20 protein-coding genes are annotated in these 18,696 nt (G+C 68.0%); 13 read left to right on the top strand and 7 right to left on the bottom strand.

The window, feature by feature from the left end:
* Positions 1-11: 11 nt before the first annotated feature.
* From QTI20_RS22760 to rnk, 9 genes are all read left to right on the top strand, one after another.
* Positions 12-734 (top strand): hypothetical protein, encoded by a 723-nt coding sequence (locus tag QTI20_RS22760; RefSeq protein WP_286554131.1) that lies wholly within the window; start codon positions 12-14, stop codon positions 732-734.
* Positions 731-1,216, top strand: coding sequence for a hypothetical protein (locus tag QTI20_RS22755; RefSeq protein ID WP_286554132.1), 486 nt, complete (start codon positions 731-733; stop codon positions 1,214-1,216). Before QTI20_RS22760 ends, QTI20_RS22755 begins: the two co-directional genes overlap by 4 nt.
* Before the next feature lie 200 nt (positions 1,217-1,416).
* Positions 1,417-2,355, top strand: a complete 939-nt coding sequence (locus QTI20_RS22750; RefSeq protein WP_286554135.1) for a 2-hydroxyacid dehydrogenase — start codon at positions 1,417-1,419, stop codon at positions 2,353-2,355.
* Between the two features lie 11 nt (positions 2,356-2,366).
* Positions 2,367-3,347: a LysR substrate-binding domain-containing protein gene (locus QTI20_RS22745; RefSeq protein ID WP_286554136.1), complete on the top strand. Its 981-nt coding sequence runs from the start codon at positions 2,367-2,369 to the stop codon at positions 3,345-3,347.
* A 364-nt stretch (positions 3,348-3,711) separates the two neighbouring features.
* Entirely contained in the window at positions 3,712-4,611 is a 900-nt protein-coding gene (locus QTI20_RS22740) for a transporter substrate-binding domain-containing protein (protein ID WP_286554137.1), read from the top strand.
* A 107-nt stretch (positions 4,612-4,718) separates the two neighbouring features.
* Positions 4,719-5,450 carry an amino acid ABC transporter permease gene (locus tag QTI20_RS22735; RefSeq protein WP_286554138.1) on the top strand — a complete coding sequence of 244 codons (732 nt, stop codon included), beginning with the start codon at positions 4,719-4,721 and terminating at the stop codon, positions 5,448-5,450.
* 1 nt (position 5,451) lies between these two features.
* Positions 5,452-6,141: an amino acid ABC transporter permease gene (locus QTI20_RS22730; protein WP_286554140.1), complete on the top strand. Its 690-nt coding sequence runs from the start codon at positions 5,452-5,454 to the stop codon at positions 6,139-6,141.
* A 75-nt stretch (positions 6,142-6,216) separates the two neighbouring features.
* Positions 6,217-6,954 carry an amino acid ABC transporter ATP-binding protein gene (locus QTI20_RS22725; RefSeq protein WP_183028859.1) on the top strand — a complete coding sequence of 246 codons (738 nt, stop codon included), beginning with the start codon at positions 6,217-6,219 and terminating at the stop codon, positions 6,952-6,954.
* Positions 6,955-7,307: 353 nt separating this feature from the next.
* Entirely contained in the window at positions 7,308-7,751 is a 444-nt protein-coding gene (gene rnk / locus QTI20_RS22720; protein ID WP_286554142.1) for a nucleoside diphosphate kinase regulator, read from the top strand.
* Between the two features lie 69 nt (positions 7,752-7,820).
* Here rnk and QTI20_RS22715 read toward each other — a convergent pair whose 3' ends face one another.
* The 3 genes from QTI20_RS22715 to QTI20_RS22705 all read right to left on the bottom strand — a co-directional run bounded on the left by QTI20_RS22715 (position 7,821) and on the right by QTI20_RS22705 (position 10,886).
* The gene (locus QTI20_RS22715; RefSeq protein ID WP_286554143.1) at positions 7,821-8,855 is read right to left on the bottom strand and encodes a DctP family TRAP transporter solute-binding subunit; all 1,035 of its coding nucleotides are present in this window, start codon (positions 8,853-8,855) and stop codon (positions 7,821-7,823) included.
* Positions 8,856-9,030: 175 nt separating this feature from the next.
* Positions 9,031-10,329, bottom strand: a complete 1,299-nt coding sequence (locus tag QTI20_RS22710) for a TRAP transporter large permease (protein WP_286554144.1) — start codon at positions 10,327-10,329, stop codon at positions 9,031-9,033.
* Positions 10,326-10,886 carry a TRAP transporter small permease gene (locus QTI20_RS22705; RefSeq protein ID WP_286554146.1) on the bottom strand — a complete coding sequence of 187 codons (561 nt, stop codon included), beginning with the start codon at positions 10,884-10,886 and terminating at the stop codon, positions 10,326-10,328. Before QTI20_RS22705 ends, QTI20_RS22710 begins: the two co-directional genes overlap by 4 nt.
* Positions 10,887-11,093: 207 nt before the next feature.
* Here QTI20_RS22705 and pyrC point away from each other — a divergent pair, with 207 nt between their 5' ends.
* Genes pyrC through htpX form a run of 4 tightly spaced genes read left to right on the top strand, consistent with a single transcriptional unit; the run spans position 11,094 to position 14,706 of the window.
* Positions 11,094-12,134: a dihydroorotase gene (gene pyrC, locus QTI20_RS22700; RefSeq protein ID WP_286554148.1), complete on the top strand. Its 1,041-nt coding sequence runs from the start codon at positions 11,094-11,096 to the stop codon at positions 12,132-12,134.
* Entirely contained in the window at positions 12,131-13,003 is an 873-nt protein-coding gene (locus tag QTI20_RS22695) for an NYN domain-containing protein (protein WP_286554149.1), read from the top strand. Before pyrC ends, QTI20_RS22695 begins: the two co-directional genes overlap by 4 nt.
* Entirely contained in the window at positions 13,000-13,773 is a 774-nt protein-coding gene (locus QTI20_RS22690; RefSeq protein WP_286554151.1) for a DUF3025 domain-containing protein, read from the top strand. The genes QTI20_RS22695 and QTI20_RS22690 overlap by 4 nt, the downstream gene beginning before the upstream one ends.
* 54 nt (positions 13,774-13,827) lie before the next feature.
* Positions 13,828-14,706 carry a protease HtpX gene (gene htpX, locus QTI20_RS22685; protein ID WP_286554153.1) on the top strand — a complete coding sequence of 293 codons (879 nt, stop codon included), beginning with the start codon at positions 13,828-13,830 and terminating at the stop codon, positions 14,704-14,706.
* 70 nt (positions 14,707-14,776) lie between these two features.
* Here htpX and QTI20_RS22680 read toward each other — a convergent pair whose 3' ends face one another.
* The 4 genes from QTI20_RS22680 to QTI20_RS22665 are packed head-to-tail and all read right to left on the bottom strand — an operon-like array spanning position 14,777 to position 18,639.
* Entirely contained in the window at positions 14,777-15,715 is a 939-nt protein-coding gene (locus tag QTI20_RS22680) for a ProQ/FINO family protein (RefSeq protein WP_286554154.1), read from the bottom strand.
* Between the two features lie 55 nt (positions 15,716-15,770).
* Entirely contained in the window at positions 15,771-16,397 is a 627-nt protein-coding gene (locus tag QTI20_RS22675; RefSeq protein WP_286554155.1) for a flavin reductase family protein, read from the bottom strand.
* A gap of 20 nt (positions 16,398-16,417) precedes the next feature.
* The gene (locus tag QTI20_RS22670) at positions 16,418-16,972 is read right to left on the bottom strand and encodes a VUT family protein (RefSeq protein WP_286554157.1); all 555 of its coding nucleotides are present in this window, start codon (positions 16,970-16,972) and stop codon (positions 16,418-16,420) included.
* Positions 16,972-18,639: an NAD(P)/FAD-dependent oxidoreductase gene (locus QTI20_RS22665; RefSeq protein ID WP_286554159.1), complete on the bottom strand. Its 1,668-nt coding sequence runs from the start codon at positions 18,637-18,639 to the stop codon at positions 16,972-16,974. Before QTI20_RS22665 ends, QTI20_RS22670 begins: the two co-directional genes overlap by 1 nt.
* Positions 18,640-18,696: the final 57 nt, after the last annotated feature.

Raw genomic sequence — 18,696 nt, 5'->3', positions numbered from 1 at the left:
GAGAACGCGCCATGAAAAATGGATTGCAAAAGTGGCCCGTTGCCGTACTGGCGGTGTCGGCCCTGGCAGGCTGCGCCATGGTTGGGTACGGCGAATGCTTTAGCCGCTGCGGTGGCAACATGCCTACGAGCTACGGGGCGCCGGCTGACCCCACACGGGGTGCGTTGTTGGGGGGCACCGTTTATGGCTCAACGGAGAAATACACCATTCAAGGATTCTCCACTCTGGAGCGTATAGGCGAGCAACCGGGCGCAGCCAAGGTCAATGCACAAGCCTATGTGCCAAACGTCACTGCACAGGAAGCTCAAGGCAGTGCTTGGTTCAACGCGGTATTTGGTCGTGACTACATTGATCCAGTCACTTTGAGGTCAAGGGAGGGGCTCTTTCCTGCTGACGCCCCGCTAGTTCCCCCCGGTATATACAGGCTATCCGCCCGAGCCAGCGTTGTGGAAAAGCTGACGCTCTCCGGTAAGTACTACCCGTTCCGCAGTCCGCCCCAAAGCACAACCATCGTGGTCGAAGCGGGCAAGTGGACCGTCCTGGAGCAAAAAATACACGTTGATGAAAGCACCGAACCGATGACCATCACCGTCGACTATTGGCAAGCGGGCAAAGAAATGCTTCCGCTCATGCGAAAAGGCGGCGGTTCCTCCTTCAGCCCCGAATTCGTGATTGCCGACCCCTTGCCCCCTTCGGCACCGTCGGCCTCACCCCTCGAAACGGGCGCACCATGACCCCCGAAAAACTGCAAGAGCTCGCGCTGAACCTGTCGAGCGTGACCGAGCACCTGCGCCGACAGAACGAGGGCGCCGCGGCGCGGATCGCACACGCCAGCCAGCAGCTCGACCAAAGCGCTTCGCGTCTGTCGGCCGATGTCAACGCCGCGCATCGCGAGGGGCAGAAGAACATGCAGCGCGAGCTGACGAATGCGGAGCAGTTCTTGCAGAGGGCGCAGAGCCAGCTGCTTACGGCCCAGAAGGCATGGCTGTGGAAAGTCTCGCTGGCGCTGCTTGCGATGGCCGTGCTGGTCGTGGGTGGCAGCAGCTACTGGGTGTGGCGCAATGCCCAGGCGCTGCAGGAGATCGACTACAACCGACAGGTCCTCGGTGCCATCGCCGCGGGCGACCTGAACCTGTGCAACCAGCGCCTGTGTGCCAAGGTGGCACCGAAGGCCGACAAGTTCGGCGATGGCTATGTGGTGATCGGCAACCGTTAGGCACAAGAATGCCCGGCCGATTCCGGGCTCTCCAAGGCGGCTGGACGCTTTTTCAGGGACGATGCGTGCCCGCGCTGCCACCGCCTTGCCTCCGCATGGAAAATGCTCCCGTCGTCCGAGACGGTGACAAGCTGAGGCCATCGAGGCCGGAGCCTCCGTCCAGCGGGCGCACCACACTCCTCATTCGGAACCCATCACAAATGACGACCAAGATTCCCCTGCTGGTGCTGAGCCACGTCTCGCACGAACACCAGGCCGTGCTCGCCGAGCACTTCGACCTGCGCTATGCCGCCGAGCCCGCCGAGCGCACGGCCGCCATCGCCGAGCGCGGTGCCGACGTCCGCGCGGTGCTGACCATCGGCGTGACCGGCCTGACCGCCGACGAGATGGCGGCGATGCCGGCGCTCGAACTGGTGTGCTGCATGGGCGCGGGCTACGAGAAGGTCGACGTGGCCGCAGCCCGCGCGCGCGGCATCGTGCTGGCCAACGGCCAGGGCACCAACGACGACTGCGTGGCTGACCATGCCTTCGGCCTGCTGATCTCGGCGGTGCGCAACTTCCGCCAGCTCGACCGCCTGTGCCGCGACGGCGTCTGGCGCCTGGCCATTCCGCAGCCGCCCAATGTCTCTGGCAAGCGCCTGGGCATCCTGGGCCTGGGCACCATCGGCCAGAAGATCGCCAAGCGTGCCGCGGGCTTCGACATGGCCGTCGGCTACCACAACCGCAAGCCCAAGGAAGGGGTGGCGCACCGCTACTTCGACGACCTGCATGCGCTGGCCGAATGGTGCGACGTGCTGGTCTGCGCGGCGCCGGGCGGCGCGGCCACGCACCACATCATCGACGCGCGCATCCTCGACGCGCTGGGCCCCAAGGGCTTCCTGGTGAACATCGGCCGCGGCAGCGTGGTCGACACCGAGGCCCTGGCCACGGCGCTGCGCGAAGGCCGCATCGCCGGCGCCGGGCTCGACGTCTACGAGAGCGAGCCGCTGCGGCCCGAGCCGCTGATCGGCCTGGACAACCTGATCCTCACGCCGCACCTCGCGGGCTGGTCGCCCGAGGCCACGCAGGCCTCGTTCGAGCGTTTCCTCGCCAACGCCGAAGGCCACTTCACCGGCCGCGGCGTGGTCACGCCGATATAGGATCGGCGCTTATGGAAACCAAGTGGCTCGAAGACTTCGTCAGCCTCGCTGAAACCCGCAGCTTCAGCCGCTCCGCCCAGCTGCGCCATGTGACGCAGCCGGCTTTCTCGCGCCGCATCCAGGCGCTCGAGGGCTGGGCCGGCACCGACCTGGTGGACCGCTCGTCCTACCCCACGCGGCTCACGCCCGCGGGCCAGACGCTCTACGGCCAGGCGCTCGAGATGCTGCAGGGCCTGCAGAGCACGCGCGCCATGCTGCGCGGCCATTCGGCCGCGGCGCACGACGTGATCGAGTTCGCGGTGCCGCACACGCTGGCCTTCACCTTCTTCCCGGCCTGGGCCACCACGCTGCGCGAGCACTTCGGGCCGCTCAAGAGCCGGCTCATCGCGCTCAACGTGCACGACGCGGTGATGCGCCTGGTCGAGGGCAGCTGCGACCTGCTGATCGCCTACCAGCACCCCTCGCAGCCGCTGCAGCTCGACACCAACCGCTACGAGATGGTGGTGCTGGGGCAGGAGGTGGTCGCACCCTGGGTCAAGCCCGATGCCGAGGGCGCGCCGCGCTACCGGCTGCCGGGCCGCCAGGGCCAGCCGCTGCCTTACCTGGGCTATGCGCCCGGGGCCTACATGAGCGGCATCGTCGACCAGCTGATCAAGGAATCGGATACCGCGATCCACCTCGACCGCGTCTACGAGACCGACATGTCCGAAGGCCTGAAGGCGATGGCGCTCGAGGGCCACGGCATCGCCTTCCTGCCGCAGAGCGCGGTGCGCAAGGAGGTCAAGGCGCGCCGGCTGGTGAGCGCGCTGCCGCCCGAGATCGACCGGCTCGAGGCCACGATGGAGATCCGCGCCTACCGCGAGCGCCCGGTGGCCGTGCCGGCCAAGTCGGGCCGCGCCGCCGCCAAGCCGCCGCACGACGAGGTCGCGCCGCCCAAGCGCGCGCTGGATGCGCTGTGGGCCTATCTGGTCGAAACGCAGCCTGTCAATTGATTATTTGCTGCACCGCACAAACTATAAGTCATATGCATAATGACGCGCGCATACGGCATTGGTCAGGCCGTCGCGCGCCGCATACAGTCCCGCCTGCTTTGCTGTCACACGGCGGGAAAGCAGTGCATGTGTGTTCTTTTTCGCGCTGAGGCCGATGTCTTGCCTGCGGGCGCGCGAAGCAGGCACAAAGACTGCTTAATCCCCTTCATGTCATGCGTCAGCGGTGCGTTGCACCAAGGCGGTATCGAAGGCATTCGCGCCGCGCCAGGCGGGTGCGGGGTCGTGCACCGGGTTGGACCGGGTGCCCCTGTCCGCGCGACTGTCTAAAATTTGGCTCTGTTTCAGTTTCACTCAGGAGTTTCGTATGAAGAAGCAAGTATTGGCGTTGACCATCGCCGTCATGGCCGCCGGCGGTGCGTTCGCGCAAGCCAACGACACCCTCGCCAAGATCAAGGCCTCGGGCAGCATCACCGAAGGCGTGCGCGAATCCTCCGGACTTTCCTACACCCTCGGTAACGGCCAGTACACCGGTTTCCACTACGACATCTGCGCGAACATCATCAAGGATCTCGAGAAGCTCGTCGGCAAGAAGCTGGAAACCAAGTACCAGCCCGTGACCTCGCAGAACCGCGTGCCGCTGGTGCAGAACGGCACCGTCGACCTGGAATGCGGCTCGACCACCAACAACGCCACCCGTGCCAAGGACGTGTCCTTCGCCGTCACCACCTACGTCGAGGAAGTGCGCATCGCCGTCAAGGCGAACTCGGGCATCACCTCGATCAAGGACCTGAACGGCAAGACCGTGGCCACCACCACCGGCACCACCTCGGTGCAGACCCTGCGCAAGAACGAACGCGCCGGCGGCATCGACTTCAAGGAAGTCTTCGGCAAGGACCACGCCGACAGCTTCCTGCTGCTGGAATCGGGCCGTGCCGACGCCTTCGTGATGGACGGTTCCATCCTGGCTTCGAACATCGCCAAGTCCAAGGCGCCCAACGATTTCAAGATCGTCGGTGAAGTCCTGAGCGTCGAGCCGATCGCGATCATGATCCGCAAGGACGACCCGGCCTTCAAGAAGGCCGTGGACGACAGCATCAAGGCCCAGATCAAGAACGGCGACCTGGCCAAGCTGTGGGACAAGTGGTTCATCCAGCCGATCCCGCCGTCGAACGTGAAGATCGGCCTGGCCCTGTCGGACGCGACCAAGAACGCCTGGGCGAACCCCAACGACAAGCCGATGGAAGACTACGCCGCGAAGAAGTAATCGCTTCGCAGGTCATTGCGCCAACGCCCGCCACATCCGGCGGGCGTTTCTGTTGAAGCAGGGCGCGCTTCACATCGAATCAGTCGACAACAACAAGGAGAGTCCCGATGGGATCAAACTGGGATTGGCAGGTCTTCTTGCAGGATCCGGGCGGGAAATTCCCGACCTATTGGCAATGGATGCTTTCGGCCTGGGGCTGGACGCTGTCGGTCTCGCTGCTGGCGCTGATCGTCGCGCTGGTGCTGGGCTCGCTGGTGGGCATCATCCGCACGCTGCCCGACAACCCATGGCTCATTCGCCTGGGCAATGCATGGGTCGAACTGTTCCGCAACATCCCGTTGCTGGTGCAGATCTTTCTCTGGTACCACGTCATTCCGGCGCTCGTGCCGCCGATGAAGACCGTGCCCAGCTTCATCCTGGTCGTGCTGGCGCTGGGCTTCTTCACCTCCGCGCGGATCGCCGAGCAGGTGCGTTCCGGCATCCAGGCGCTGCCCAAGGGCCAGCGCTACGCGGGCATGGCGGTGGGCTTCACCACCTTCCAGTACTACCGCTTCGTGATCCTGCCGATGGCGTACCGCATCATCATTCCGCCGCTCACGAGCGAGACGATGAACATCTTCAAGAACTCGTCGGTGGCCTTCGCGGTGTCGGTGTCCGAACTCACCATGTTCGCGATGCAGGCGCAGGAGGAAACCTCGCGCGGCATCGAGGTCTACCTGGCCGTGACGGCGCTCTACGTGGTCTCGGCCTTCGCGATCAACCGGCTGATGTCCTTCATCGAAAAGAAAACACGCGTTCCGGGCTTCATCGTCTCGGCCAGCGGCGGCGGGGGCCACTGACATGTTGAACCTCGATTTTTCCTTCTACAACTGGGAAGTCATCTCCAACTTCGTGTTGAAGGGCTTCTACTTCAGCGTGATGCTGACCCTGATCGCCACCATCGGCGGCGTGTTCTTCGGCACCCTGCTGGCGCTGATGCGGCTGTCGGGCAAGAAGTGGCTGGACGCGCCCGCGGCCATCTACGTCAACGGCATGCGCAGCATCCCGCTGGTGATGGTGATCCTCTGGTTCTTCCTGCTGGTGCCGGCCTCGTTCTACAGCCTGTTCGGCTCGATGGGTGCCAACTACCGCTCGGAGATCTCGGCGGTGATCACCTTCATCGCCTTCGAGGCGGCCTACTTCAGCGAGATCATGCGCGCGGGCATCCAGTCGATCCCGCGCGGCCAGGTGAACGCGGGCCAGGCGGTGGGCATGACCTACAACCAGAACATGCGCCTGGTGATCCTGCCGCAGGCCTTCCGCAACATGCTGCCGGTGCTGCTCACGCAGACCATCATCCTGTTCCAGGACACCTCGCTGGTCTACGCCATCGGCGCCTACGACCTGCTCAAGGGCTTCGACACGATGGGCAAGCAGTACGGCCGCACCGTCGAGTCCTACCTGCTGGCCGCGGTCGTCTACTTCATCCTGTGCTATTCGCTCTCCTGGATGGTGAAGCGCCTGCATAAGAAAATTGCGATCATCCGCTGACCCTGCCGTCTTCGCGCACCGCGGTGACCCGCGGTGCGATGAACACACTCATAGGAGTTTGAAATGTCCGAAAAAATGATTGAAATCAAGAACGTCTCCAAGTGGTACGGCCCGGTGCAGGTGCTCAACGACTGCTCGGTGAACATCTCCAAGGGCGACGTGGTCGTGGTCTGCGGCCCGTCGGGCTCGGGCAAGTCGACGCTGATCAAGACGGTCAACGCGCTCGAGCCCTTCCAGAAGGGCGAGATCACCGTCAACGGCATCCCGCTGCACGACCCCAAGACCAACCTGCCCAAGCTGCGCTCCAAGGTCGGCATGGTGTTCCAGCATTTCGAGCTGTTCCCGCACCTGTCGGTGACCGAGAACCTCACGATCGCGCAGATCAAGGTGCTGGGCCGCTCGCCCGACGAAGCCAAGACCCGCGGCCTGAAGATGCTCGACCGCGTGGGCCTGATGGCGCACAAGGACAAGTTCCCGGGCCAGCTCTCGGGCGGCCAGCAGCAGCGCGTGGCGATCGCCCGCGCGCTGTCGATGGACCCGATCGTGATGCTGTTCGACGAACCCACCTCGGCGCTCGACCCCGAAATGGTGGGCGAAGTGCTCGACGTGATGGTCACGCTGGCCAAGGAAGGCATGACCATGATGGTGGTCACGCACGAGATGGCCTTCGCGCGCAAGGTCGCGAGCCGCGTGATCTTCATTGACGTGGGCGGCCGCATCCTGGAAGACTGCGAGAAGGACGAGTTCTTCAACCACCCGGAACACCGCCAGCCGCGCACCAAGGAATTCCTGAACAAGATCCTGCAGCACTGAGCCAGCGGATCGCAGGCACCTCGCTGCACCAGGGCCCCGCATGCGGGGCCTTTTTCTTTGGCGCGCCCGGTACCTGATGCGGCGCAAGGCTATTGCCCGCGTCCGGGCCGCGCCGGCCTACGATGTGGCCATGCGTTCCATCGCGTTCTCCCTCGGCTGCGTTCTCGCTCGCCGGCTCGTCTCGAGCCGTCCGGCGACGCGTCCGCGCGCGGAGCTTCGCCGCATGCCGCCGGCTCGAAGTGCTGCTGCACATTCCTGAGCCCGGCGATCCGCTTCCTTCCTCTCCCCATTCCCGCCACTGGATCGCCGGGCGCCCTCCGTCCGGCGTTGTGCATTTCTTCCAGGAGCGTTCCATGGTCCAACCCCTTTCTTCCTCTTCTTCTTCTCCCGTCGCGTCCGCGGTCATTGCCGGTCGCACCCTGACCGAACTCGATCACGCGCGGCTCGCCAAGTACGCCGACGCCGATGCGGCCTACTCGCCGGCCATCCAGGCGGTGCTCGACAACGCCGACCTGGTGTCGCCGACCGAGATCGCGGCCGACGTCGTCACCATGCGTTCGCGCGTCAACGTGGCCGAGCTGGCCGGTGCGGGCGAGCGCACGCTGACGCTGAGCTACCCGCAGGACGCCGACCCCGCCACCGGCTGCATCTCGGTGCTGTCGCCCGTCGGCACCGCGCTGCTGGGCCTGCGCGTGGGCGACGTGGCGAACTGGGTCGCGCCCGACGGCTCGGGCGGCGCGCTGCGCATCGCGGGCATCGCCTTCCAGCCCGAAGCCAGCGGCGAGTATTTGCGCTGAGCAAGCCGCAGCGCACGTCCACGCAAAAGGCCCCGCATGCGGGGCCTTTTGCGTTGCGGCGCGGGCGCCTTACTTCTTGCGCGCCTCGATGGCCTTCTCGGCCTTGGCCATCAGGTCGTTGCCGACCGTGGGGCGCCACTTGGCATACACCGAGCGCGTGGCCTTGACGAAGGCTTCGCGTTCTTCCGGCGTCAGCTGCGTCACCGTGACGCCCATGCCGGCGATGTCCTTGAGCACCGGCTTGTCGGCCTCCACCAGGCCCTTGCGCGCGATCGCGATCTCCTGCTTGCCGGCGTCGATGGCGGCCTGCTTCACGATGGCCTGGTCGGCCGGCGTCCACGAGGCCCAGATCTCCTTGTTGACCACGAAGATCAGCGGGTCGGCCACATAGCCCCAGGTGGTGACGAACTTCTGGCCCACGTTGTGCATCTTGAGCACGGTGAACAGGAACAGCGGGTTCTCCTGGCCGTCGACCGCGCCGCTGGCCAGCGCTGGCTGCGCATCGGCCCAGCTCATCTGCGTCGGGTTGGCGCCCAGCGCGGTGAACAGGTCGGCGAACAGCGGCGAGCCGACCACGCGGATCTTCATGCCCTTGAGGTCGGCCGGCGACTTGATGGGGTGCTTGGAGTTGGTGATCTCGCGGTAGCCGTTCTCGCCCCAGGCCAGCGGCATCACGCCGGCCTTGTCGATGATCTTGAACAGCTCGGCGCCCACTTCGCCCTGCGTGAGCGCGTCGACCGCCGCGTAGTCGGGCATCAGGAAGGGCATCGAGAAGATGTTGAGCTGCTTGACCTGCGGCGACCAGTTGATGGTCGAGCCCACGGCCATGTCGATCACGCCCTGGCGCAGGGCGCTGAACTCGCGCGTCTGGTCGCCCTGGATCAGCGACACGCCCGGGTACAGCTTGATGTTGATGCGGCCCTGGGTGCGTTCCTTCACCAGGTTGGCCCAGATCTGGCCGGCCTGGCCCCAGGGCGTGGGCGGGCCCAGCACCAGCGACATCTTGTACTCGGCCTTGTACGCCGCTTGCGCCATGGCGCCGGTGGTGAAGCCGAGAGCGGTCGCGGCGAGCGCGAGGCCGAGCAGGGTGCGGCGGAATTTCATGAGTGCAGTCTCCTTGGTATGAACGGAAGCGGGATGCCAGTGAACAGCCGGACGCGGAAGGCGCAGAGCGTTCGCGGAAGTCGCAGAAAAGAAGATCAGGAAATCTGGTGGTTCTTCTGCGACCTCTGCGTTGCTTTTGTCTGCCTTCTGCGTCCGGCTGCCCGTATTCGATGAATCAATAGCCGAGCTTGGCGGGCAGCCACAGCGCGAGCTGCGGCCAGATGATCACGGCCACCATCACCAGGAACATCGCGAACAGCATCCAGCCGACCCAGCGCACGGTCTCTTCCATGCGCACGTTGGCGATGCGGCACGACACCATCAGGTTGACCGCGAGCGGCGGCGTGAACTGACCCAGCGCGACCTTGAGCGTGAGGATCACGCCGAACCAGACCGGGTCCCACTTGTAGTGCTGCACGATGGGCCACAGCAGCGGCACGAAGATCAGGAAGATCGACACGCCGTCGAGGAACATGCCGACCGTGATCAGCAGCACGATCAGCAGTGCCAGCACGCCGTACTCGCCCAGGCCGGAGTTGACGATGGCCGTGGCCACCGGGTCGATCACGCCCAGCGTTGACAGCGAGTAGGCGAAGATGCCCGCGAGTGACACCACCAGCAGGATCACGGCCGAGAGTTCGCCCGATTCGCGCAGGATCACGAACAGGTCGCGCACCTTGATGGTCCGGTAGATCACCATGCCCACGAACAGGCCGTAGAACACCGCGACCACCGCGGCCTCGGTCGGCGTGAACCAGCCGGCGCGCATGCCGCCAAGGATCAGGATCGGCGCCGCCAGGCCCCAGGTGGCTTCGCGAAAGCTCTTCCAGAACGCGGGCCGCGGCATGCTGGCCTCGAGCGCGCCCATCTTGTGGCTGCGGGCCATCCAGACCGCCGGAATGATCAGCGCCAGGCCGGCCAGGATGCCGGGGATCATGCCGGCCGCGAACAGCGCCGGCACCGAGGCACCGGGCACCAGCACCGAATACACGATGAAGGCCACCGAAGGCGGGATCAGGATGTCGGTGGCGGCGGCGGCACCCACCACGCTCGCCGAGTAGGCCGGCGGGTAGCCGGCGCGCGACATCGCGGCGATCATCACCGCGCCCACGGCGGCGGCGTTGGCCGGGCCCGAGCCCGAGATGCCGCCCAGGAACATCGCGACCAGGATCGCGACCATCGGCAGCATGCCGGGGCCGCGGCCGACCATCGCGACCGCGAAGTTCACCAGCCGCAGCGCGACGCCGGAGCGGTCGAAGATCGAGCCGACCAGCACGAACATCGGGATGGCCAGCAGCGGGTACTTGCCCAGGCCGGCGTAGAAGTTCTGCGGCACGGCCAGGAGGCCGAACCACTGGGCGTCGGCGTTGGCCAGCGCGATGCAGGCCGCGCCGGCCAGGCCCAGCGCCGCGCCGATCGGCACGCCGACCAGCATCAGCACCACGAAGGCGACGAACAGCAGGGTGGCGATCATTTCGATGCCTCTTCGCCGTCATCGCGGCGACCACGCCGGATGAACAGGCCGATGGCCCGCAGCGCGATCGCGGTCGACACGATGGGCAGCCAGATCGAGTACCACCACTGCGGCACGCCGATGCCCGGCGAGGTCTCGTCGAAGCGGTAGTCGTCCCAGACCATGCGGGTGCTCAGCGCCGCGATCAGGATGAACAGCGCCGCCACCAGCACCGCGCCGAACTGCGACAGCCGCTTGCGCCGCGCCATCGAGCCGCTCTCGGAGAAGTACTCGATGCGGATGTGGCGGTCGCGCGCCACCGCGGCCGAGCCCGCCACCATGGCCAGCAGGATCATCAGGAAGACCGAGAACTCCTCGGTCCAGGCGAAGGAGGAGTCGGTGAAATAGCGCACCAGCACGTTGGCGAAGGTGATGCAGGCCAGCAGGCCCATGATCACGACGGTGGCCCAGTCCTCGATGGCCAGCGGCACCTTGGCCGGTTCGTCGGCGGCTTCGATCTGCGGGGGGAGGGGGCTGGTGGCGTCCAGCAGGGCGCCGGACTCGGGTGGGGAGGACATCGGAGGAGGGCGGAGGTCTGCGAAACGGGTGGATGTTGGAGTCGTTGTGTCACCGGGGCAGGCACCGGAAACGCGGTCCGTGCACCTTGCCGCGAGCAAGGCTGCAAAGATCGTAACGACTTGCAGCCCCGGCTCCATCGGGGGTTTCCTTAGCTGCGCGACCCCGCCGCCGGCGGGCGCCGCACGGGCCGATGGGACAATCACGGCATGACACGCACCGCCGACACCCTCACGATCACCCGCCCCGACGACTGGCACCTGCATGTGCGCGATGGCGCCGCCCTCGAAGCCGTCGTGCCGCATTCGGCCCGCCAGATGGGCCGCGCGCTGATCATGCCGAACCTGCGCCCGCCGGTCACGACCGCGCAACATGCCCTCGACTACCGCGACCGCATCCTGGCCGCGGTGCCGGCCGGCGCGGCCTTCGAGCCCGTGATGTCGCTCTACCTCACCGACCGGCTGCCGCCCGAGGAGATCGCGCTGGCGGCCGAAGCCGGCGTGCGCGCGCTCAAGCTCTACCCGGCCGGCGCCACCACCAACAGCGATGCCGGCGTGACCGACCTGCGCCACACCTACAAGACGCTCGAGGCCATGCAGAAGCACGGCCTGCTGTTCCTGGTGCACGGCGAAGTCACCGACCCGAGCATCGACCTGTTCGACCGCGAGGCGGTGTTCATCGACCGCGTGCTGATCCCGCTGCGGCGCGACTTCCCCGAGCTCAAGATCGTGTTCGAGCACCTGACCACCAAGGAAGGCGCCGACTACGTGCGCGCCGCCGACCGCTTCACCGCGGCCACCATCACGGCGCACCACCTGCTCTACAACCGCAACGCGATCTTCACCGGCGGCATCCGGCCGCACTACTACTGCCTGCCGGTGCTCAAGCGCGAGACCCACCGCGTGGCGCTGGTCGAGGCTGCCACCAGCGGCAGCGACCGCTTCTTCCTCGGCACCGACAGCGCGCCGCACGCCTCGCACCTCAAGGAGCATGCGCTGGGCTGCGCGGGCTGCTACACCGCGCTGACCGCGATCGAGCTCTACGCCGAGGCCTTCGACAACGCCGGCGCGCTCGACAAGCTCGAGGGCTTCGCGAGCTTCCACGGCCCCGACTTCTACGGCCTGCCGCGCAACACCGACACCATCACGCTGCGCCGCGAGCCGTGGACCGTGCCCGAGACCGTGCCCTACGGCGAGGCCGAACTCAAGCCCCTGCGCGGCGGCGAGTCGCTGCCCTGGAAGCTGGTATGAACGCCGCCCCGAAGGTCATGCTGCTGATCGACGCCGACAACGTCTCGGCCGACGTGATGGAGCAGGCGGTGCAACTGGTGTTGAAGGAACACGGCGCGCTGCACGTGCGCCGCGCCTACGGCACGCCCGAGGTCGCGCTCAAGCACCAGGCGCTGTTCAAGCGGCTGTCGGTGCGGCCGATGGTCAACCTGGCCGCGGGCAAGAACAGCACCGACATCGCGCTGGCCGTCGATGCGATCGACCTGGCCATCGCCGAGCGGCCGCAGATCGTCTACCTGGTGTCTTCCGACTCCGACTTCGCGCCGCTGGTGATCCGGCTGCGCGAAAAAGGCTGCCGCGTCTGCGGCATCGGCCAGCAGGGCAAGACCGGCGACGAGACCGTGGCCGCCTACGACGCCTTCACCGACCTGCAGCACCATGCGGCGCGCCCGCAGCCGGCGGCGGAAGCCGCGCCCCGATCGCGGCGCGCACAGCCTGCAGCCGAGGCCGCGCCCCGCCCGGCGCGCAAGACCGCGGTGAAGGCCGTCGCCAAGCCGGCGGCCCGCACGGTCGCGCCTTCACCGGCACCCGTGGCCGCGGCCAAGACCGCACCGGCCAAGAAGGTCGCGCGCAAGACCGCGGCCCGCAAGACGGCCGCCGTGCCCCAGCCGGCGCCGGTGTCCGAAGCGGCCGAGTTCATCCTCGCGGCCGTGCCCGCGCTGCGCAGCGGGAACGAGGTGCAGCTCAACGACGTGGCGCAGGCGCTGCGCGCGGCCGGCCTGCTGAGCAAGAGCGGCAGTTCGCTCAAGCTCTTCGACAAGCTCACGGCGGAGTTCGCGGTGCTGCAGCACCCCGACCGCATCCGCTGGACGGGCGCAACGCTGCCTTGAGCCTGCCGGCGGTCGACTGGGCGCAGCCCTGGTTCGCGCCGTACCGCGCCCGCGGCGACGCCGTGGCGCAGGCCGCCCTGCAGGCCTCGGTAGCGACGGCGCTGTCGGCCTCGCGGCCCGACAACGCGCCCGTCTTCGTGCCGCAGGAGGCGCTGCCCGCGGGCCAGGCCTACGAGGCCCACATCTTCCAGACCCGCAGCGTCCCGACGCGCGACAACCTGCACGACTTCTTCAACGGCCTCGTGTGGTGCGCGTTTCCGCACAGCAAGCGCCGGCTCAACGAACTGCAGGCCGCGGAGATCGCCCGGGCCGGCATCGGCGCCACGCGCGGTCCGCTGCGCGACGCGCTCACGCTGTTCGACGAGAACGGCGCGCTGCTCGAGGCGCCGCCGGTGCTCTGGCAGGCGCTGGTCGAGCGCGACTGGCGGCGGCTGTTCGTGACCGAGCGCGCGCGCTGGCAGGAGGCGCGGCTGTGGCTGTTCGGCCATGCGCTGCTCGAGAAGCTGGTGGCGCCACGCAAGGGCCTGACCGCGCACGTGCTGCGGCTGCCCGCGGGCGCGTCCTGCGCCGGCGACGCCGCGCTCGCCGCGGCGCTGGACCCGGCGCACCTGGCGGCCAAGCCCTTCGCGCCGCTGCCGGTGCTGGGCGTGCCCGGCTGGTGGCCACAGAACTCGAACTTTTGCTTTTATGATGACTCCGACGTCTTTCGTCCGCGCAGGCCCGCAGAACAAGCGACAACACCATCGGGCCCGCGCCGCCGCAACGCTTGAAGCGGGCCGTCCGGCCCCCAACTGAGCGGCAGATTTCCCCACGGAGAAACCAACTTGAAACGCATTCTTCTGTTCGTCCTGACCAACGTGATGGTGGTCGCGGTGCTGGGCGTGGTCGCGAGCCTGCTCGGCGTGAACCGCTTCCTCACGGCCAACGGGCTCAACCTCACGGCGCTGCTGGGCTTCGCGCTCGTCATGGGCTTCGGCGGCGCGATCATCTCGCTCCTGATCAGCAAGCCGATGGCCAAGTGGACCGCCGGCCTGCGCATGATCGACAACCCCCAGACGCCCGACGAGGCCTGGATCGTCGGCACCGTGCGCAAGTTCGCCGACAAGGCCGGCATCGGCATGCCCGAGGTCGCGATCTTCGAGGGCGAGCCCAATGCCTTCGCCACCGGCGCGTTCAAGAACTCCTCGCTGGTCGCGGTGTCGACCGGCCTGCTGCAGGGCATGACGCGCGAAGAGGTCGAGGCCGTGATCGGCCACGAGGTGGCCCACATCGCCAACGGCGACATGGTCACGATGACGCTGATCCAGGGCGTGATGAACACCTTCGTGGTGTTCCTGTCGCGCGTGATCGGCTATGCGGTCGACTCCTTCCTGCGCCGCGGCGACGACCGCAACTCGGGCCCGGGCATCGGCTACTACGTGAGCACCATCGTGCTCGACATCGTGCTGGGCTTCGCCGCCGCGATCGTGGTGGCCTGGTTCTCGCGCCAGCGCGAATTCCGCGCCGATGCCGGTGCGGCCGAACTCATGGGCCGCAAGCAGCCGATGATGAACGCGCTGGCCCGCCTGGGCGGCATGCCGGCCGGCGAGCTGCCGAAGGCGGTCGAGGCCATGGGCATCACCGGCGCGATGGGCAAGCTGTTCGCCACCCACCCGCCGATCGAGGAACGCATCGCGGCGCTGCAGAACTCGCAGCGCGGCTGAGCGACAGGCTTCGCTTCTCACCACGAAAAAGCCGGCGCTGGACGCCGGCTTTTTCATGCGCGTCGGGCGCTCAGGCGGCCGGGGTTTCCGCCGCCGGGGCCGTGTCGTCGGCGGCCGGGGCGGCTTCGGCGGCGGCTGCAGCAGCCGCGCGCTTCTCGTCCTCGGCCTTGTCGCGGCGCACCCGGTTCAGCGTGCGCGCGACCTCCTTCGGGTCCATGCCGTACATGTCGGCGAACTCGGCCTCGGTCTTGCCGCTGGCCTCGAAGGCGCGCACCAGCGCTTCGCGCTTGGCGGCCTGGCGGCCCAGTTCGGCCAGCGCGTCGTCGAGGGCCGCGTTCGATGCGTCGTCGCGTGCGCGCACGCGCTCGGCATAGACCTCGCGGCCCACGCCCGAGGCCTCGATCGCCGCCATGATGCGTTCGCGCAGCTGCGGGCCCAGGTCTTCCTTGGTGCGCGCCTGGCGGCGGCGGAAGGCCTCGAGGATCGCGTGGTGGATGTGCTCGGGCGCCACCGGCTCGACCGGGTGGCCCTGCAGGTCATGGCGCGGATGGCCGGCGGCCACGCATTCCAGGTAGCGGGTCGAGCGGGCATGCAGGCCCACCGCGAGCTTCAGGTCCTCGGCCTTGAACTCGTCGCCGTGGGCGGCCAGCAGTTCCTGGTAGATGCCCAGCTTGAGCGGCAGGAAGCGCGCGCCGAAGAGCTTGGGGTAGAGCTCGAACAGGCGTTCGAGCACCGGGTGCACCTTGCGCGCGGCCTGCTGCTGCGGCTTGCGTGGGGCATTCGGCTGCTTCGCCGCCGGTTGCGCGGCCTGCTGTTGTTCCGGGTCGGTCGCCGCTGCGCCATCGGCCGGGCGTGCGCGCCGGCCGCGGCCGCCGCGTCCGCCGCGCGAGCGGGGCGGGCGGCCGGTCGATTCCGGCTGTGCCGCGGGCGCTGCGGTGTCGGCGGCCGGCGCTGGCGCGGCGACGGCCTCGGCCGGTGCGGAGGTGGTGGTTTCGGGTGCGTCTGTCATGGTTCTGTTCGGGGTGAGGGCCGCACCGAAGTGCCGCAAAGCGAAGGGCCCGCGCTCAGCGCGGACGGAACATCTTGAAGAGATTGTCGGGGGTCACGGAAAAGTAGTCGGCCGGGCCGCCTGCGCGCAGGATCGGTTCGGCCGCCGCCGTGTCGTAGATGCCGTTCTTGAGCAGGTGGCGCGCGATGTGCACGCCCACCACTTCGCCCAGCACCAGCCAGGTCTGGACGGCCTGGCCGTCGGCGCCCTGCAGCTGCACGATCTGCGTGAGCCTGCACTCGAAGGACACCGGGCTCTCGGCCACCCGCGGCGCGGCGATGCAGCGCGAGGCCACGGGCGTGAGCCCGGCGAGCTCGAACTCGTCGACTTCGGGCGGCACCGCGGCACACGAGGCGTTCATGCGCTCGGCCAGCGGCCGGGTCGCGAGGTTCCAGCCGAACTCGCCGGTCTGGCGGATGTTGTGCAGGCTGTCCTTGGCGCCGATGCTGGCGAAGCCGATGATCGGCGGCGTGTAGTTGAAGCCGTTGAAGAAGCTGTAGGGCGCGAGGTTGCGCCGGCCTTCGCTGTCCTGCGAGGAGATCCAGCCGATCGGCCGCGGCCCGACCATCGCGTTGAACGGGTCGTGCGGCAGACCGTGGCCCTTGGCGGGTTCGTAGAAGTGGAAATCGGTGTCGTCGGCCATGGCCTTCTCCTTCCTGTGTTTCAGCGGCCGGTCGCCTGCGCCGGGCCCGCGCCGACCGCGCGGCCGATCAGCAGCCGGAAGGGCAGCAGCATCAGCACGCCGACCGCCAGCTTCACGCCCAGGTCGCCCAGCGCCCAGGTCAGCCAGGGGCCGTCGGTGCCCGCGAAGGCGATGCCCCAGAACACCGCGCTGTCGAGCACGGCCGCGATCACCGTCGCCACCAGCGGCGCGCGCCACCAGGTGCCGCGGCGTAGCCGGTCGAAGATGCCGATGTCGAGCAACTGCGAGGCGATGAAGGCCAGGCCCGAAGCCAGCGCGATGCGCACCGGCGCGAGCGCCAGCGAGGCGATCACCGCGACCGCGAAGCCGATGTAGGCCACGCGGCGCGCCGGGGCGGGTCCGAAGCGGCGGTTGATCAGGTCGCTGACCAGGAAGGCCACGGGGTAGCTGAAGGCGCCCCAGGTCAGCCAGTCGTTGATCGCGAACTGCACCAGGATGTTCGAGGCCAGCACCACCGCCGCCATCGCGAGCGTGGCGCCGGCGAACTGCGCGGCGGAGGCCTTGGGAAACGCCATCAGGCCGCCTTCGGCAGGCGCTCGGCGTCCTGCAGCACGGCGCGCGCCACCGCCTCGGCGACCTTGATGCCGTCCACGCCGGCCGACAGGATGCCGCCCGCGTAGCTCGCGCCTTCGCCCGCCGGGTAGAGGCCGCGGGTGTTGAGGCTCTGGAAGTCCTCGCCGCGCGTGATCCGGATCGGCGAGGAGGTGCGCGTCTCGACGCCGGTCAGCACCGCGTCGGGCGTGTCGAAGCCCTTGATCTTGCGGCCGAAGGCCGGGAAGGCCTCGCGCATGGCCTCGATCGCATAGGCCGGCAGCGCCTGGTGCAGGTCGGTCGGCGTCACGCCCGGCTTGTACGAGGGCACGATGCTGCCGAGCGCGGTCGAGGGCGTGCCGGCGATGAAGTCGCCCACCAGTTGGCCCGGCGCGCGGTAGTCGCTGCCGCCGAGCACGAAGGCCTTGGATTCGAGCTGGCGCTGCAGCACCATGCCGGCCAGCGGCGAGCCGGTCTGGCCGTTCTCCCAGCCGGGGTAGTCCGAGGGCTCGATGCCCACCACGATGCCCGCGTTGGCATTGCGCTCGTTGCGCGAGTACTGGCTCATGCCGTTGGTCACGACGCGTCCCGGCTCGCTGGTGGCCGCGACCACCGTGCCGCCCGGGCACATGCAGAAGCTGTAGACCGAGCGCCCGTTGCTCGCGTGATGCACCAGCTTGTAGTCGGCCGCGCCCAGCAGCGGGTGGCCGGCATGGCGGCCCCAGCGCGCGCGGTCGATCAGGCCTTGCGGGTGCTCGACGCGGAAGCCGATCGAGAAGGGCTTGGCCTCGATGTGCACGCCGCGGGCATGCAGCATCTCGAAGGTGTCGCGCGCGCTGTGGCCCAGCGCCATCACGACATGGTCGCAGCGCAGCTCGCTCGAGCTGCCGGTCTGCTGGTCGCGCACCGTGAGGCCGCGCAGGTGGCCGTCCTCGATGTGCACGTCGGTCACGCGCTGCTCGAAGCGGATCTCGCCGCCCAGGCCCACGATCTGCTCGCGGATGTTCTCCACCACCTTCACCAGCTTGAAGGTGCCGATGTGCGGGTGCGCGACGTAGAGGATCTCGGGCGGTGCGCCGGCTTTGACGAACTCTTCCATCACCTTGCGGCCCAGGAAGCGCGGGTCCTTGATCTGGCTGTAGAGCTTGCCGTCGGAAAAGGTGCCGGCGCCGCCTTCGCCGAACTGCACGTTCGACTCGGGGTTGAGCACGCTCTTGCGCCACAGGCCCCAGGTGTCGCGGGTGCGCTGGCGCACGGTCTTGCCGCGTTCCAGCACGATCGGCTTGAAGCCCATCTTCGCCAGCATCAGCGCCGCGAAGATGCCGCAGGGGCCGAAGCCGATCACCACCGGACGGATCGGCAACTCGGCCGGCGCCTGCGCGCTCGGCCGGTAGACCATGTCGGGCGCGGTCGTCACGCGCGGGTTGCCGGCCAGCTTGGCCAAAAGGCGCGCGTCGTCGGCCGGGTCGGCCAGGGTCACGTCGACGATGTAGACCTGCAGCAGGTCGACCTTGCGGGCATCGAAGCTGCGCTTGTGGACGTGGATGTTGGCGATCGCCGCGGCGTCGACGCCGAGCAGGCCCTGCACGGCATGCGCGAGCGCATCGGCGGGCGGATCGAGCGGGAGCTTGATTTCTGAAAGTCTGAGCATGGGAATGGGCTTGTGGTTATCAAGCAGGGCCCGAATCTTAGACCCATTGGCCTTCCC

The organism is Variovorax sp. J2P1-31 (assembly GCF_030317215.1).
Lineage (GTDB): Bacteria > Pseudomonadota > Gammaproteobacteria > Burkholderiales > Burkholderiaceae_C > Variovorax.
This window is presented reverse-complemented; position numbering and strand designations above follow the sequence as displayed.